The following is a 16,319-nucleotide window of genomic DNA, read 5'->3' as shown; positions in this document are numbered from 1 at the left end:
CCCCATTAATTATTTGCGGAGTTGCAACGTGAGATCGCGGAGGGCTTCCAGCGCACGGTGCGCCAGTTCCTTCACCTTCTCGTCTGTCAGGTTGCCGTTTTCGTCGAATTTGGAAGGCGCCTGCGCCACCAAAACTTCCGGTTTGGCGATCTGCTTCATGTCCAAAAACTGGAACACGGGCTTGAAAGCCAACTGCATCCGCACGGTCCCCCACATGCCCGGCGTGGCGCCCATGAGGGCCACGGGTTTGTGCATGAGCGGCGCATCCGTGCCACGGCTGGCCCAGTCGATCGCGTTCTTCAATCCACCGGGAATGGAATAGTTATACTCGGGAGATACGATCAGATAAGCATCCGCCCGCGCCAAAGCCTCGCGCATCGCCACCACCGAAGGCGGCCGCTCGCCCGTGTCCAGGTCGGAATTATATAACGGAACTTCATCAAATGTAACGATCTCGGAAGTCATCCCCGACGGGAGATTAGCCAGGGCGGCGCGTAATAGCGCCGTGTTGTAAGAGCCTTTCCGGAGGCTGCCGGAAAGACCCGCAATATGTACGTTGGTACTCATGAGATTTGCAGTTCGAACATCAACGCCGCAAAAATAGGTACAAAAAAGCAGGAGGCGAAGGAAAAAACGGCCACCGGGAGGTTACATACAACGAAAACCGGCCACCAGACAAGCCGGCAGCCGGTATTGGGGGGCGATGGACCAAAAATCTACCGGTTGGTCGCCACCTTCAGGGTAACGGGGCGGGTGGGCACATCGCCGGAAATGAACGTTGTATAAGTCTTTCCCTCCGCCGGCTGCACGTTGGCCCGGTCAACTGCAGGGTTTCGCCCGTTCCGGTCCACGCGGAACATCCGGTTACCGGGAATGGCGTCAAAATACCCGACGGTGGTGCCTTATAGCATCGTTAAATCGTTCAATTTATTGATTTTCAGGTACATATCAGCGGATGTAGTGCGGGCTGATGGCTGGTTCACCATCGCAGCGGCCACGGGGAGCGGGTTATCGTCGTCATCGCTCCGGCTACAGGAAGCAAACAGGAAGAAGACGGCGCACAGTGTCAGCAGGTTTCTCATCGCCCATATTTTTGGGTGGAAAGTAGGATATGGGAAATGGACAGCAGTAGTATTACAACTCCCGTGCCGCAGAATTCTTTATCTTGTCTTCCGATATGAAAAAAGCGATCCTGACCTGCCTGCTGGCGGCTTCCGCTACGGCTGTTTCCGCCCAGCAAAGAACGAAGGCCACCCTCAATCACCTGGCCCTGTATGTCCAGGACCTGGAAAAGGCGACGGTTTTCTACCGCGACCTCGTTGGCCTCGACACCATCCCCGAACCGTTCCACGACGGTAAGCACACCTGGTTCTCGGTTGGCCCGAAAAGCCATTTGCACCTCATTGCCGGGGCAACCGGGCCGCATACGGGCGACCGCAACTCGCACATCTGCTTCAGCGTGCCTTCGGTAGCAAGCTTCATCGAAAAACTGGCGAAAGCCGGCATCCCGTTCATCAACTGGGCCGGCGAAAAAGGGAAAGTGACCAAACGGGTAGACGGCGTGCAGCAGATCTACCTCCAGGACCCCGACGGGTACTGGGTGGAAGTGAACGACGCGAAGGAGTAAGGGAATCCCCTACTGCTTCACGAGTTTGAACCGGTGCGCCACCGGTGTGCGCAATGCCGCCGGGATCAAGGATGCCCGCTCGAATGCCGCGCGGATGTCGGACTCCCGGGGTTTGTTTTGCTGATAGGCGATCGAACGTTTGATATTGGCGGAATCCAGTCCGGATGCGGCGGGGTTCGCGGTATACGCTTCCAGCTCCCTCATAAAACGGTGTTCCACGAGCCGGATGTCTCGCAGCTGCTTTTCGAGCTTCCAGGCTTCGGCCATGTGCTTTTGAACGGCCCGCGCCTGCTTGTATTGCGGCGTGTTCTCGTACAGCCCGAGGTTCAATCCCCTTTCCAGTTCCCCCGAAAACCAGGTCCCGATTTTTTCATCATCGATATATAAGGTGTAATCGCCCGGTTCCAGGTAATGGACGAACAGCATTTCCCGGCTGATCCGGTAGTGCACGTCGGTGATCATTTGGGCGGGCTTCTGGTCTTCGCGGAGCGGGAACGGCAGGGCATTTTCCAGCATGGTGAACGAAATTTCGCTTTCACTTCGCTTCAATCCGCTGATCTTGCAGAATTTGCTTTTCGCCTGGCTTTTCTCCGTGGTTTGATCGATGACCATGTACGAAACGAAGGGTTCCGCCTTCATCTCCTTCAGCCACTCCAGCCCCATGAGCAGATGCCCCGGCCCGGCGGGATGCACGCGGTCCCTGCTCACGATCGTGGCGGTGGAATCCGTTGCCTGCGCGAGTTTGTTCGACTCCACCATCATCGTCCAGTAATCGACAACGGGTATATTGTGTTTTTTACCAAGCAATTGGATGAATTCGCCACATTCCTTCAGCGCGTCGTTCACGCCGAAAAGATTATTGCCGGCCATTTTCGAGGTTTGATCGTAGATGGAAGGCGTTTGAAGGATGACTTTCACTTTCGCGGCGAGGAGCAGCGTCACGAGGCTGTCTACATTTCTCTTATAGGCGCTGATGGCGTCGAGCTGCTTCTGGCGGATGCCGGGCTCGTCTTTTCTGCGGGCGTCGTATAGCGGACGGTTCACATCGTTCATCCCGATCATCACTACCACATGCGTGGGTTTGTGGACGAGGATATCGTCGTTCAACCGGCGGATCATGCCCGAAGCCACGTCGCCGCTGATCCCTCCGTTAAAAAACCGGACCTGCGCAGAAGGGGACCGGGTGGCGTGGTACAGCGCCACGTTGTGCCAGTAATCGCCGTTGTGGGTGATGCTGTTGCCGGAAAAGACCACCCGGTCCCCGGACCTGAATATTTGTGCGGTAGCTGCCTGGCATGCAAGCAGCAGGAAGAGGATCAAATAACGTGTGCGCATGGTAGATCGATAAGGTTTGCCGATAAATATACGCACCCGTTCTTCAATTTTCAGGCCCGATTGTATTTCGGCGCCACTTCCCGCGCCATGAATTGGTCGATGAGCGTGGCGATCTGCGGAAGGTGGGTTTCCAGGGCAAAGTGTCCCGTATCCAGCAGGTGGAAATCAACGTTTTGCAGGTCGCGCTTGTAGGGATGAGCGCCGGCTTCCACGAAAATCTGGTCGTTTTTCCCCCAAACCACCAGCGCGGGCGGCTGCCAGGTCCGGAAATACGCCTGCCATCCGGGGTACAGGGGCGGGTTGTTCCGGTAATCGAAGAACAGCGCCAGCTGGATGTCGCCGTTGCCGGGGCGGTCGAGCAGCGCCTGGTCGTGCGTCCAGGTGTCGGGGCTCACGAGCGAAAGGTCTTTCACGCCATCTTCGTACTGCCAGCGGGTAGATGCGGGCGCCGTCATCCCCGAGGCCCCTGCGATGGAGGCGGGGTCTTCGGGGCTCGCCCAAAACTTTTTGACCGGCGCCCAGAAGCCGTCTTCCATCCCTTCCACATACGCATTCCCGTTCTGTACGATCAGCCCTTCCACTTTTTCGGGATGCCGCGCCGCAACGCGGAAACCGACCGGCGCACCGTAATCCATCACGTACAGCGAATATTTTTCCAGTCCGACGGCGCCGAGGAACGCGTCTATGGTATGCGAAAGATTATCGAACGTGTAGGCGTATTCGTGAACGGACGGCATGCTGCTCTGCCCGAACCCGGGGAAGTCGGGCGCCACGAGGTAATATTTGTCTTCCAGCGCGGGAATGAGGTTGCGGAACATGAAGGAAGACGTGGGAAACCCGTGTAGCAGCACGATGGCGGGATTGCGGCGATCGCCGGCTTCACGGTAAAAGATGTCCTGTCCGTCGATGTGAACGGTGCGGTGATGTGTCATAAAATACGGATTTTTAATTTTATACTAAATGGTCAAATATTGATGATAAAAAGACGGCATTCAAGCCGTGCATTATTTTTTTCAGGGTGTGATGAGCGAAAGCTGCATGTCTACCAGGTCTTCCAGCGATTTCCGGTTGTACATCCTGCGGGAGATGCTCATGCCGTTCCACATGTTGGTGAGGAACCGGGCCATCAGTTCGGGCGAAACGTCTTTGCGTACCTGCCCGTTCTTCACGCCTTTGCGGAGGTATTTGAGATAGATAGCTTCCAGCTCGAGGAGTTTGTTGCGGGCCATGGTGGCCAGTTCTTCGTCCATCCCGCACATTTCGCCGAGGGTGTTGACGAGGAAGCACCCTTTGGCATGGTCTTGCTGGTCTGCCGGGCGGGTTACCATGCGGAAAATATCGCGGATGCCTTCGATGGGATTGTCGTGCGCTTCGAACTTCTGCGTCATATCCTTCACCGCGTATTGGAAGAACCGGTCGAGCACGCGGACGAACAACCCGCGTTTATTCCCGAAGGTATTGTACATGCTGCCCTTGTTGATGTCCATCGCGGTGAGGAGATCTTCCATCGAGGCGGATTCGTAGCCTTGCGACCAGAATACTTCCGTGGCTGCGCTCAGCGCTGTTTCCTCATCGAATTCCTTGTGCCTTCCTGCCATGTGGTCCATTTGCTTTACAGGACAAAGATACTATTTTGTACCATACGGTCAAATTTAATTTAAAAAGAAAGCACATCCGGGGGAGATGCGCTTTCGCAGAGGGGATTAGGGGAAAACAAACAGTAGTTATCAGACTAGCGAGTACAAAAGTAGGCCCCGCCGGCAAGAAAAACACGCGTGAAACTGCTGATTCGGGAAAAAGCGTAGTTCTACGCATGACACGCTTGCCATTTTGCAAACGTTTGCATAAATTAGCGGTATTCAAATTCCGCATGTTATGAAAACTGGATTCCTGCAGGCCTGCGCGGCATTGCTCCTGCTGCCCGCCGCCCTTTCCGCGCAGACGGGCAAAAACGCGCTGCGCAACTTCCCACCCGGCGCCACGCCGGAAGAAATCGGCCGTAAAGTGGCGGCGCGCTTCGTGGCTTCACCGCATACCAACTTCGGCCGGCCCGTTCCGCCCCGGGTTATCACCTATCCGGAAACCTGCACCTGGTACGGCGCGCTCACATTTGCACAGGTTACGGCCGACAGCCCGCTCCGCCAGCAGCTGAAAGACCGCTTCGAACCGCTTTTCGGTGCGCGGGACACGCTCATTCCCATCCCCGACCACGTAGATTACACTGTTTTCGGCTGTGTGCCCCTCGAGCTGTACCTCCAAACGAAAGAAGACCGCTACCTCCGGCTCGGGAAAGGCATTGCAGACAAACAATGGGGCCCGCCCGAAGGTAAACGCGTAGTCCCCGCCAGCCACCGATTCTATAACCAGGGCTACACCTGGCAAACGCGCCTCTGGATAGACGATATGTTCATGATCACCGCGGTGCAATCGCAAGCCACCCGCGCTACGGGCGACCGTAACTACATCGACCGGGCAGCCAACGAAATGATCCTGTACCTCGATTCGCTCCAGCAGCCCAACGGCCTGTTCTACCACGCCCCTTCCGCGCCCTTCTTCTGGGGCCGCGGCAACGGCTGGATGGCGGCAGGCATGTCCGAACTGCTGCGCTCCGTCCCGAAAGACAATCCCAATCGCCCCCGCATCCTGAAAGCTTATCAGACCATGATGGCTTCGCTGCTGAAATACCAGGCGGATGATGGCATGTGGCATCAATTGATAGACGATCCGGCTTCGTGGAAAGAAACTTCCTGCACGGGGATGTTCGCTTTCGCCATGATCTCCGGTGTCAAAAACGGCTGGCTCGACGCCAAGACCTATGGCCCCGCCGCCAGGAAGGCCTGGCTGGCGCTCATCACGTACCTCGACGAAAATTCCGACATCCGTAACGTTTGCGAAGGCACGAACATGAAAAACGATCATCAATATTATCTCGACCGCAAGCGACTCACCGGCGATCTCCACGGGCAGGCTCCCCTGCTATGGTGCGCCACCGCGCTGCTGCGGCCCTGATCCATATCCAGCATATCAACGCTCAACGCCGGGACCGCTCAGTTCCGGCGTTTCCTTTTCCACATAAAAAAACCTCCCGGACGTGGGTCCGGGAGGTTTGGGGCACAAACATGGAATCAGTACGACGAACTTCAGTTATTTAGTGACTTCGATGCAATAGGTGGCGCAACGCCAGATCTTTTCGTAAGGCTTGCCGTTGTGGTCGCCTTTTTCTTCCGCCGTACCGGCCACTTCTACCATATAACGGCCGGGCCAGAGCGGAGTGAAGGAAGATTTGCCGGTGCTGTCTGCCCAGAATTTCTTGCCCCAGCCGTTCGGCGCGAATACTTCCACTTCCTGTCCACCGGCGGGCTTGAGATTCTTAAGCGTATAAAAATCAATGCTTTGACCCACTTTAAGCGAAGCATCGGGCGCGGTATACACGCTCAACACGTTCTGATTGGCGGCGGGGTCGATGACTGCGGCGGCGCCAACGCGTACCACGGCGCTGGAATGATAATCCAGGCGGCTGCCGTGATAGAGATCTTTCACGATGTGTTTCATCACAACGGTATATACACCGTCTTTCTCAGGCGTGAAGAAAGCTTTGTAGTGATCTTTGCCGGGCGCGCTTTGCAGCGGCACCACTTTACCATCGGGCAGGATCACGGAAAGGGAATAGGATTTGGTGTCGGAGAACCATTTGTCCAGCGGCGAGATGTCTTTATCGGCGAATTCGCCCCAAAACACCCTCACTTCCTGGGCCTGGCCTTTTTTACCGACCGGGCTGGTCTCTATCCAAAGCGCGTGGCCGAAAGCATTGATGGCGGTCATAATGGCCAGGGCCAGCGTACAAGTAAAACGGAGTAACATGGGCTTCTTGTTTTGAAGGCATAAAATTAGGGGCGGGAAGGTTGGGGGGATGATCGGATCGGAAAATTGATTTACGCATCCGGGAAAAATCGCGGGCATGTATTTTGTGCGGGGATAGGGATATTTCCATAATTTAGTGACAATGATATGCGTTATACACGCACAGCCCATAAACTTACCTGCATGAAACGGTTTTTCATACTGATCGTACTCGCCCTCCCACTTGCCGCCTCCGCCCAGAAGCTGACGGAATCCGCCATAGACGATATTTCGACCAAAATGGCCGCTACTTTCCTGAAACTCAACGATCCCGCGCTGGTGTTTGTGACGGAACAGATGAGCCGGTCGGGCGCGGGCGGGCTGGAAGTGGACAAAACCATGCAGGACCTGAAGAAAGACCCCGCCACGGTGGACGCCGCGCTGAAATTCCTGTACCAGTACAGCGATTGCAACCGGCAAACGTTCATCGCCAACCTCAAAGCGATGAACATCAACAGCAGCAACATTTTCCCCATAGCTACCTACACTGTCAATAAATATAAGAACGAAGCCAGGGAACTGACCGACGAGAAAGCCGCGCTATACAAAGCCAACGCGATCCCCAAGGCCATCACCCTCATGGTGGCGCCGCCGGCCAATACCAACCAGGCTTCCACCGCCGCGCTGGACGGGCCCGCGCCTGCCAATGCCACATCCGGCCAGCGACCCGCAACACCTTCCGCCCCTGCCACCATCAATACCACGGCCGCCGGCATCGAGTCGGCGGATACGCGGAACTGGGACGTCCGCCTCGTTTTCGGCATGACCAAGCCCGACCAGCTGTTGGACCTTTACGGCAAAGGGAACGTTGAGCTCCGCGACGCCACCGATTTCGACGGGAACGATGCCGGCAAGGCATGGGTGGTATATCCTGACACTGAAAACGAAATGGCGGTAGTATTCTACAAAGACTCCACCAAGACCATCACGCTCGCAGGTGAAAACGCGAAATGGCGTGCGCCCTTCGGCATCAAGCCGGGCGACCCGATCGAGAAAGTACAGAAAGTGAACGGCAGAGGGTTCAAGATCAATGGTTTTGAGTGGACGAACGGGGGAACGGTGGTCAGCTTCGAAGGCGGACAGCTCGATAAAAAGGGCGTAAACCTCCTGTTCAAGGCGCTCAATACCGGCGACCCCAAACTCTACGACCAGTTTACCGGCGAGAAAACTTTCCGGTCGGATGCAGGAGGCGTGAAAAAACTCGGTGTGATCGTCGAAAAAGTCGAATTCCGGATCTCAAAATGACCATTTTTCCCGGTTTCCTTAATTTAGCCGCATGGAAGGAACCGGAAACAAGTACTACAGGCTATTGGTCAAACTGGGAAATTTAAGAACGAAATACACTTCGCATCGCAATTTTCTTATCCTTATCAGCTTTATCGTTGGCGTGATCGCGGCGTTGGCCGCCGTGGCGCTGAAGGTGTCCGTAGCGTTTTTCGAGCACCGTGCCGAAGCCATGAACGACTGGATGGGGAGCAACTGGCTTTCCGCGATTTTCCCGTTGATCGGAACGGGGCTTTCCCTGCTGGTGCTCACCCGGTTTTTCCAGGGGCGCCTCAGCCGGGGGATCGGGTTCATCATCCAGAACATCGTAGGTAACAAGGGCCGCATCGACAAAAGACATACCTACGGCCACATCCTCACAGCCGCGCTCACAACGGGCTTCGGGGGCAGCGTGGGGCTGGAAGCGCCCATCGTGGCCACCGGCGCCGCTATCGGCTCCAATACCGGCCGCGATCTGCGGCTTTCCTCCAAAGATACCATCCTCCTCCTCGCCTGCGGCACGGCCAGCGGCATCGCGGCGGTGTTCAACAGTCCATTCGCAGGTATCATCTTCGTCCTGGAAATCTTCCTGCTCGATTTCACCATCCCGTTTTTCATCCCCCTGCTGATTTCCACTGCCACGGCCACCGTGGTTTCACAACTGCTCTATCCCGGAAAATTCATATTCACCGCCAGCGAAAGCTGGAATATCCAGGCCATACCGTTTTATATATGCCTCGGCATCGCCTGCGGCATGGTGTCTGTATATGTTACGCATACCGTGGAATGGATCGAAGGCTGGTTCCATAAGCGCCGGATGACCTGGAAAACCTGGCTGCTGGCGGGCATCCCGCTTTGCGTCATCATCTTTTTCCTGCCCCCGCTATATGGCGAGGGCTATTCCACCATCACGCAATTGCTGGCCGGCAACAGCGCCGCCGTAACTTCACATTCGCTGCTGCAGGGCTATAGTTCCGAAGTCTGGGCCATCATCCTCATGGCGGTATTGCTCATCACCTTTAAAATCGTTTGCGCTGCGCTGACGATGTCTGCAGGCGGCAACGGCGGGGTTTTCGCGCCATCGATGATCACCGGCGGTATCACGGGATTTCTGTTCGCGTACCTCGTCAATGTATCCGGACTGTATCACCTCAACACGCCCAACTTCATCATCACGGCCATGGCCGGTGTGCTGGCCGGAGTCATGCACGCTCCGCTCACCGCCATCTTCTTGCTGGCGGAGATTTCAGGCGGTTATAAACTTTTCGTTCCCCTCATGATCGTAACGGCCATTTCGTACTTCATCACCCGCAAATACATCAAATATTCGGTGTATCATAAATCGCTGGTGGAGAAAAAAATCCTGTCAGACGATTATCTTCCCGACCACTTCTAACCCGTCAAAATAAAACAGCCCCCGGCGCAGCGAAGCACCGGGGGCTGTTCGATTTCAGGCTGTCAGTGTCAGATTTTCACCACGGTGATGGTGTAAACCTTCGTGCCGATGATCACCTGTACATAATAAATCCCCGACGGACGGCCGGTAATATCGATCCGTTTGAAAGACGGCGCCGGGTTGGCGGCCACATTTTCCTGCCAGATCACCGAACCGGTGGGCGTTATCACGCGAAGCACCGCGGTGGCGGTCAGCTTCGGAAGCGTGGTATACACAACACCGGCCGTTGGATTGGGATACACGATGATGCCGTTGCGCGCGGCGTTGAGGCCGTTATGCACGTCGGTAGCCATGCCTTTTTTGCGGATCGTAACGGTTACGGGTTGCGATGTGCCGGTAAGTCCGTTGTTATCCGTAGCCACGGCCGTGAGCGTGTAAGAGCCGATGGCGGCGGGGCTCCAGGTCAGCTGATACGGCAGGCTGTCCGTTTCCCCGATCTTCACGCCACCTGCGTAGAGCGCCACTTTGCCGATGAAACCATCCGCGTCCTGCGCGGTCATGGTCACCGAAATGGCGCCGCTGTCGAGGTAAGCGTAAGGGACAGGACTGGTAATAGCCGCCTGTGGCGCGCTGTTCGGCGCTTCCGTCACCATCCATTGGCGACTGCCCGTTCCGTTCACATTGTGGAATATGATCCCGCCGTTTTGTTGCACCGCAGCGAAGGGGTTGCTCCAGCTGCCGCTGCCATTGAAGGCGCGGAACTGGCCGGCGAAGCGGCGGGTGCTATCGGCGCCGGGGATCATGATGGTCCGCAGGGTTTGCAATTGCTGCGGGGTTTCGTACTGGTGCAAAATCCAGTAGCTGGACGCGCGCACCGTTCCCTGGACGCTGTCCGGAATGGCGTGGAGCCTGCTGGCGGTAATGACGCCCGCGGCGCTGTCGAGGCCCAGGGTGATGCCGAGGCTACCGAAATCGGTCACTGCGGCGGCCGGCTGCGTCTGGCTTTCACCTTTCGCTACGGGCGCCGTGGAATTCACCGTGCTGACGCCGCCGATTAGCGTCACGTTGTAATGGTTCGGTCCGAGATCGGTGAGATTTCCGTTGTCAGCGCCATGGCCCTGGATGTAGACTTTCAGGCCGGGTTCCTGTCCGGTGAGCGTGTGGTGCATGCTTTCGCGGACTTGCTGGTCCGTCCGGGCAACAGACCAGATGCGGAATTCGTCGAGGTCGCCGTCGATCGTGTTGCCGTCTGGCGAGCCGATGCGGAAGGTGCCCCAGGTCTGCGGCATCGCCGAAGCGGAATTGGTGCCCATCAAAATACCGTCGCGGTAAATGCGGGAAGCCCCGTTATTGAAAGTATATGCGTAATGATGCCATTGTCCCGGGTTTTTGAAGGCGCCCGCCACATAGATCCGGGATGCGGAAGAAGCGCTGATGCCTACGTACATCGAGCTGTCATCGTTCGCATGCGCCAGGAAGCGGCCCCATCCGTTGCCCACGTACTGGTTGTAGTTGCGGGCAGAATTGGCTTTGATCCACCATTCCACGGTAAACTCGGTGGGTTTCCAGTTGAGGTCTTCCACTTCCAGGAAGGCGTTGCTGCCGTTGAAGCGGAAGGCTTTCCCGGCCAGGGAATCCGCCTGCAGCGCGCGTTGTACCGATACGGCGAATTGGCCGGCGGCGTTCCAGGGCGTTGCGGAATCGGGCGTAATCACCAGGCGGCCGTTCTGCGCAACGACGTTCGTGGTTTTGAGGGCCCACGTGCTGCCGAAATCGTTGAATTTGCGGCCGTAAGCCTTGTAGTAATCGGAGCTTGGCACACTATCGATCACCACAGCCGAAAGACCGGTATAATTCTTATCCGTACCGAAATTGTTCAGGACATAATAATATCCGCCTACCGTAGCCGGACGAACACTCGTATCCGGTACGGCTTTCAGGCGGGAGATCACGACGTCGCCGCCGGGCAGCGTACCATTTCCGAATTGCAGTTCCACGCCGGTTTGGGTGAATGCGTGGTTGCCGGGAGCGTTGATCGCCTTCGTTTCGCTGACGCCTTGCGCCGCGGGAACGCCGGATTTACTGCGAACCGGATTGCCCGCCATCCGCACGGGATAAGCGTTTGCGGAAAGGTCTGCCACGCCGTTCATATTGTCCTGGAACTGGAGGTAAACCTTCAGTCCTGCCTCGGCGCCGGTCAAGGTGAGGTGCATGTTTTCGCGGATGTCGGCCTGTGTCCTGGCCACGCTCCACATGCGGAACTCATCCATCTCACCGTCTATCGTATTGCCATCTCCGGAACCGATGCGGAAAGACGCCCATTTCGGCGGATAGCTCGATGCGGGTTTGCTGTCTTCCAGCACACCGTCGCGGTAGAGTTTGGCTTCGCCGTTCTTGAACGTGTAAGCGTAATGGTGCCAAACGTTCAGATCGGCCAGGCCGCCCGTGATCTTCATGCGGCTGGCCGCGTTGTTGGCTACGCCGATGTTGAAGTTCTTATCTCCGTCTGCATGCACCAGGAACGATCCCCAGCCGTTGCCGATAGATTGGTTGTAATTCTTGGTGGAACGGTATTTCGCCCACCATTCGATGGTGAATTCCGTGGGTTGCCAGTTGAGGTTTTCGATGTTGAGGTTATCGCCCGTGCCATCGAAGTTCATGGCTTTCCCGGCGGCCGTTTCCACGGCAACGCCTTCCTGTCTCACCCAAACTACAGCGCCGGCGCTGTCGCCTTTCATGAAACGGATGGTGCCGTTGAAAATCCCGGCCGACTGCGGTTTGAACCGTGCGTAAACGATCGCTTTGGACAGGAACCCGTTCTGAGGAACGAGCCCCAGCGCCGTGGTGTACGCGCTATCCGCAAACAGCGACACTTCAAACCCTTCAGGCGCCAGTACCCGCACGGTATCGCCGAGGTTTACACCGGAAACGGTCATGGCGGCGGCGGTGGTTTTGGCGCCGGGGCGCACATCGTACAAACGCAGTGTATCGAAGTCGACGGAAACAAATGAACTGTTGGTATGGATCGGGAGGAACTGCTCATACGCCGATGCCGGAGAGAAACGCAGTTCACCGCTCAAAGTGGCGCTGGTGGTAGTGCCGATAAAATTCCACTTGCCGGAGGAAAGCTGGTTGCGGCCCATCAGGAGGATGTGCCCCGGCACGGTATCCGCCACCGTCATGGCACGGTCTGCCTGGAGAACAGGCACGAAGCTGAGGTTCCCCGTCCCGTAGCGATGCCCGATCTTGAAGCCGGAAGTGTACGGTACGAAATCATCGGGTAGCCCGCGGGTATCGTAATTCGCCAGCACGATATTGCTCATGGAAGCCGCCGCGCCGTTCTGCTGCGCGTATTCGGCTTTCACGCCGGTGTTGGGGAAGTTCACTGTTCCGGCGAGCTCCGTGGCGGTGGCCGTTACGCCTTCGCCGAAAGGATAGCGGGCTGCGGATTTCGGAATGTTGACAGCGAAGGTTTTACGTTGCACGAGCTCATAACTTTCGGATTCCGGGTTGTCGAAATTGGCGTAATACACCAATCCTGCTTCGTTCCCGTTCAGCGGATGATGCATCATTTTACGCACCTGGTCGGCAGAAAGGGCCGTATTCCAAACGCTCACCTCATCCAGTGAACCTTTCAACCGCTTCCCGTTCCAAACACCCAGCTGGAAGGTATTGGTGGCAGTCACCAGCGCTGCGTTCCAGGTGGCTTGCAACGCGCCGTCGTAATAGAAGGCCAGCTGCGTGCCGTTGTAGGTGAGGGCGTAGTGGTGCCATTCGCCTTTACTGTCGGGCAGGGTGAAATCGCGGTTGTTGTTCCAGAACTGCGCGCGCCAGGTATTGTCTGCCGTGAGGGTTTTGAAAGAAAACTCGCCGTACGTGGTGCCGGTGGATCCGGTCATGAACAGGCCGCCTTCGTCGAACACGTCCGCTTTCGCCCACATGGCCACGGTCCGCGGTTTGGCGCCGTCGATGGCGTTATTGGGCCCCATGGTGATGGATTGCTCGCCGTTGAAACCGGCTGCCAGCCCGGGCGAAGGCAGGAACTGCGCATCGCCGCTGTAAACGGTCTGCCCGTTCACCGTAGCCCGCATCCTGAAATGCCAGGATTCCCCGCTCGTGAGCGCTACAGCCGCGAGTTGGTTTACCGGGATATCGTCTGCCCCCGTAAATGTACCCGGAACGGAAACCTGTTGGCCATAGGCCGTGGTGGGGCCGTATTCGAACACGAGATCCGAAACCGCCAAACGGTGCGGGTTCACGGTTCCCGCCAGTACCACACTGTCTTTCCGAACGCGCAATGCTGCGGAGGTTTGCAGGTGATCGCAACGGAACGTTCCTTGCCGTTTCATGATCGCCAGGCTGCGGAGGCCCTGTTCCCCGTTAGCCCCGATCGCGCGGACGGCGAACCATTCTTCCCGCGAGCTGTCGGCATGCAGCGTAATCACGGTGTCGGCGGTTTGGAGAACAGGTTCCATATACTGCTGCCCCAGCCGGAAAACTTCGTATCCGGATGTTCCCGGCGTACTGTTCCAGCGAAGCTGCATGGCGGTATCGCACACCCAATCGATTTTAAAATTGGCCGGAACGGGGAAGATGCTGAAGGTGGAAGAAGTATCCACCAACGCGCCGCGCGTGACGCGGACGAGGTATTTCCCCGCCGCAGCCGGCATTTTCCATTTATAGGCACGCGAGCCGCCGGCGATGCCCGTAGCAATGGGCGACCAGCTGGAACCATTGTCTGCAGAGTAATGCAGATCGAAAGGCGTTGCGGAACCGAGTGCATCCCAGCGCACATAAATCTCGTTGCCGGGGATGAGCGATTCACCGCCGATGGGGAAGGCCATGTTCACCTCGTCGCGGACGAACTCGTATGTAATATAGTATTCCTGCACGCCCTGCGGCACCTGGTACCCGGAGATATTCACCGTGTACTCCCCCGCCGAGGGATCGTCGATCGTGATCTGTTCTGTATTGTTGAGGTGATCGGCGTTGCGCGTGGGCGGAAGGTTCAGGTTGACGGGGTTTGCCGTGGTATCGAGCACCCAGGGCAGGGAAACACCGCCTCCCGGCGCGGCCAGCGTCATGTCGAGATCGTTCACGAGCGCCTTGGCCGTGCCCGCCGTAGCTTCATAATCGGACCAGTACAGCATCACGCGCAACTGCTTCGTTCCCGAAGGCACCTGTATGGCGAAATTCTTTTGCCCGCCCTGCTGCATGCTATCGGTGATGAATAAACGCTGTTTGATGACTTCATATGCCCGCCGCATGTTCGGACGGCCATAACCGGTTTTAAAATCGATGCCGGGATTGTGGATATCATCCGCTGTGTTCATCATGATCGCTTTGATCATGGCGGATTTCAGCGAAGCAGCGCCCGTTTCGCCCTTAAATGCATCATATAAAATGGCCATCATCCCCGCTACTTTCGGCGCGGCGAACGAAGTGCCTTCGGAACCTTCGATCGACAGCTCGGGTTTCACGCGGCCGTCGAACGCCGGGCCTTTACAGGTCCAGTCGTAAAACACGTCTTCGTAGTTGGTGCCGCTCACCACCAGGAGGTTCTTCGCATGTTTGGGGTTCCCGGTCAGGTTGCCCCAACCCGCGATTCCATTGTATTTCCCGCCGTTGGTGACGTTGCCGCCCGAGTTGCCCGACGAATACACGAGCATGAATTCGGGCAGCTGGCGGATGGTGCGGTCGTGGTTCACGGATTCCCCGTTGTAACCGGCATCTGTCCCCCAACCGTACGACATGTTCACGATCCGCAACTTTGTGGCGGAATCGGCGTAGGCGGAATAATAGTCGAGCCCGCCGGTGGAAATGATCCGCGCGCCCCATGCGTTCGAGCGCAGCGACGGGTCGGTGTTGCCCGCATGCCCGAGCCGGTTGGCGCAGCCCGTAGCGTGACTGCCGGGGCCTTCCGGGCCGAGGTTCCGGATATCGAGCCGGCCGGCAAAATCGATATTATCGTTTACCGCATCACCTTCCTTTACCATCGTCGTAATGCCTTTGCCATTGTAAAGCACGCCGCCATTGCCGCTGTTGATGACGTTGGAACGGCCGAAGTTGTTCTGATCGAATTCAGGAACAGGTTCCCCGGCGCTCACGCTGATGAACTGGATTTCCTTTTCCGCCACCAGCGCCTGCAGCAATAACAGCGGCACTTTCACGCGGAGGAGGCGGCTTCCTTGCGGCAGGGCTTCTACCTGCGCACCGGAGCGGATGAGGCGTTCGCGGAGTGCGGGAACGTCTGTACGCTCGTAAGGCGTAACGTCCAGTTTGATGTAGCCGTTTTCCCAGGCCGACGCCGGGACTTTGTTGCCGAATAATTCTGGCGAGAGCTTGAACTGTCCGTCTACCGTAAGTACCGCCCTGATTTTAAGGGTTTGGATGGAAGAGGGTTTCACGTCTTTCCCGAACCAGGCGTAAAACGCGAAATTCGGCAAATACCCCTGCAGCTCGATGCCATGCGCCGATAGCTGCGCTTTTTCTGCAGCCGTGGGAATGTCGTAAAACTGGAGGAGGTAATAATTGTTGCCGGCCCATGGGGCGGTGCGCGCCGAAGCGGACCGGGCAAAATCCGGCGGGGCCTTCTTCCCGTTCACATGCAGGATGCCGTAATCCTTCTGTGAAGGGGCCGACTGGGCCCATGCCTCTCCGTTCATCGCTGCGCACAGGATGGACATGAAGAGTAGCTTTTTCTTCATTTGTGTCGATTTTGGTTATACAATAAATTGATTTGCTTACCTCGGGTCAACTACGGTTTTTGGGCAAATAGTCACAGGGTTCAGGTTTTTC

The 16,319-nt window shown here is 57.0% G+C and carries 11 protein-coding genes; 4 read left to right on the top strand and 7 right to left on the bottom strand.

Features of this window, described 5'->3' with window-relative positions; translation table 11 throughout:
* Positions 1 to 9: 9 nt before the first annotated feature.
* Together EJ361_RS08595 and EJ361_RS08590 are read right to left on the bottom strand one after the other, a co-directional pair.
* Positions 10 to 567 (bottom strand): NADPH-dependent FMN reductase, encoded by a 558-nt coding sequence (locus EJ361_RS08595; protein WP_126245084.1) that lies wholly within the window; start codon positions 565 to 567, stop codon positions 10 to 12.
* Between the two features lie 335 nt (positions 568 to 902).
* Entirely contained in the window at positions 903 to 1,082 is a 180-nt protein-coding gene (locus tag EJ361_RS08590) for a hypothetical protein (protein WP_126245083.1), read from the bottom strand.
* A 95-nt stretch (positions 1,083 to 1,177) separates the two neighbouring features.
* On the opposite strand from EJ361_RS08590, the gene EJ361_RS08585 reads away from it, so the two are divergent.
* The gene (locus EJ361_RS08585) at positions 1,178 to 1,627 is read left to right on the top strand and encodes a VOC family protein (RefSeq protein ID WP_126245082.1); all 450 of its coding nucleotides are present in this window, start codon (positions 1,178 to 1,180) and stop codon (positions 1,625 to 1,627) included.
* A 9-nt stretch (positions 1,628 to 1,636) separates the two neighbouring features.
* Here the strand turns inward: EJ361_RS08585 and EJ361_RS08580 are convergent, their stop codons facing one another.
* From EJ361_RS08580 to EJ361_RS08570, 3 genes are all read right to left on the bottom strand, one after another.
* Positions 1,637 to 2,962 carry an SGNH/GDSL hydrolase family protein gene (locus EJ361_RS08580; RefSeq protein WP_126245081.1) on the bottom strand — a complete coding sequence of 442 codons (1,326 nt, stop codon included), beginning with the start codon at positions 2,960 to 2,962 and terminating at the stop codon, positions 1,637 to 1,639.
* A 50-nt stretch (positions 2,963 to 3,012) separates the two neighbouring features.
* A complete protein-coding gene (locus EJ361_RS08575) occupies positions 3,013 to 3,894 on the bottom strand; it encodes an alpha/beta fold hydrolase (protein ID WP_126245080.1) in 882 nt (293 codons plus the stop codon).
* Between the two features lie 81 nt (positions 3,895 to 3,975).
* Positions 3,976 to 4,560: a TetR/AcrR family transcriptional regulator gene (locus tag EJ361_RS08570; protein WP_164714137.1), complete on the bottom strand. Its 585-nt coding sequence runs from the start codon at positions 4,558 to 4,560 to the stop codon at positions 3,976 to 3,978.
* 277 nt (positions 4,561 to 4,837) lie between these two features.
* Here EJ361_RS08570 and EJ361_RS08565 point away from each other — a divergent pair, with 277 nt between their 5' ends.
* Positions 4,838 to 5,971 carry a glycoside hydrolase family 88/105 protein gene (locus tag EJ361_RS08565; RefSeq protein WP_126245078.1) on the top strand — a complete coding sequence of 378 codons (1,134 nt, stop codon included), beginning with the start codon at positions 4,838 to 4,840 and terminating at the stop codon, positions 5,969 to 5,971.
* 135 nt (positions 5,972 to 6,106) lie between these two features.
* On the opposite strand, the gene EJ361_RS08560 is transcribed toward EJ361_RS08565, so the two are convergent.
* Positions 6,107 to 6,823: a DUF4198 domain-containing protein gene (locus EJ361_RS08560; RefSeq protein ID WP_126245077.1), complete on the bottom strand. Its 717-nt coding sequence runs from the start codon at positions 6,821 to 6,823 to the stop codon at positions 6,107 to 6,109.
* Positions 6,824 to 7,006: 183 nt separating this feature from the next.
* Between EJ361_RS08560 and EJ361_RS08555 the strand changes: the two genes are divergently transcribed.
* Both EJ361_RS08555 and EJ361_RS08550 read left to right on the top strand, forming a co-directional pair.
* Positions 7,007 to 8,107, top strand: coding sequence for a hypothetical protein (locus tag EJ361_RS08555; protein ID WP_126245076.1), 1,101 nt, complete (start codon positions 7,007 to 7,009; stop codon positions 8,105 to 8,107).
* A 31-nt stretch (positions 8,108 to 8,138) separates the two neighbouring features.
* A complete protein-coding gene (locus EJ361_RS08550) occupies positions 8,139 to 9,521 on the top strand; it encodes a chloride channel protein (RefSeq protein WP_126245075.1) in 1,383 nt (460 codons plus the stop codon).
* 68 nt (positions 9,522 to 9,589) lie between these two features.
* Here the strand turns inward: EJ361_RS08550 and EJ361_RS08545 are convergent, their stop codons facing one another.
* Positions 9,590 to 16,228 (bottom strand): LamG-like jellyroll fold domain-containing protein, encoded by a 6,639-nt coding sequence (locus tag EJ361_RS08545; protein ID WP_126245074.1) that lies wholly within the window; start codon positions 16,226 to 16,228, stop codon positions 9,590 to 9,592.
* Between the last annotated feature and the right edge of the window lie 91 nt (positions 16,229 to 16,319).

The organism is Chitinophaga rhizosphaerae (assembly GCF_003958645.1).
GTDB lineage: Bacteria > Bacteroidota > Bacteroidia > Chitinophagales > Chitinophagaceae > Chitinophaga > Chitinophaga rhizosphaerae.
The sequence above is the reverse complement of the archived record's forward strand: the minus strand, read 5'-3'. Positions and strand labels throughout refer to the sequence as shown.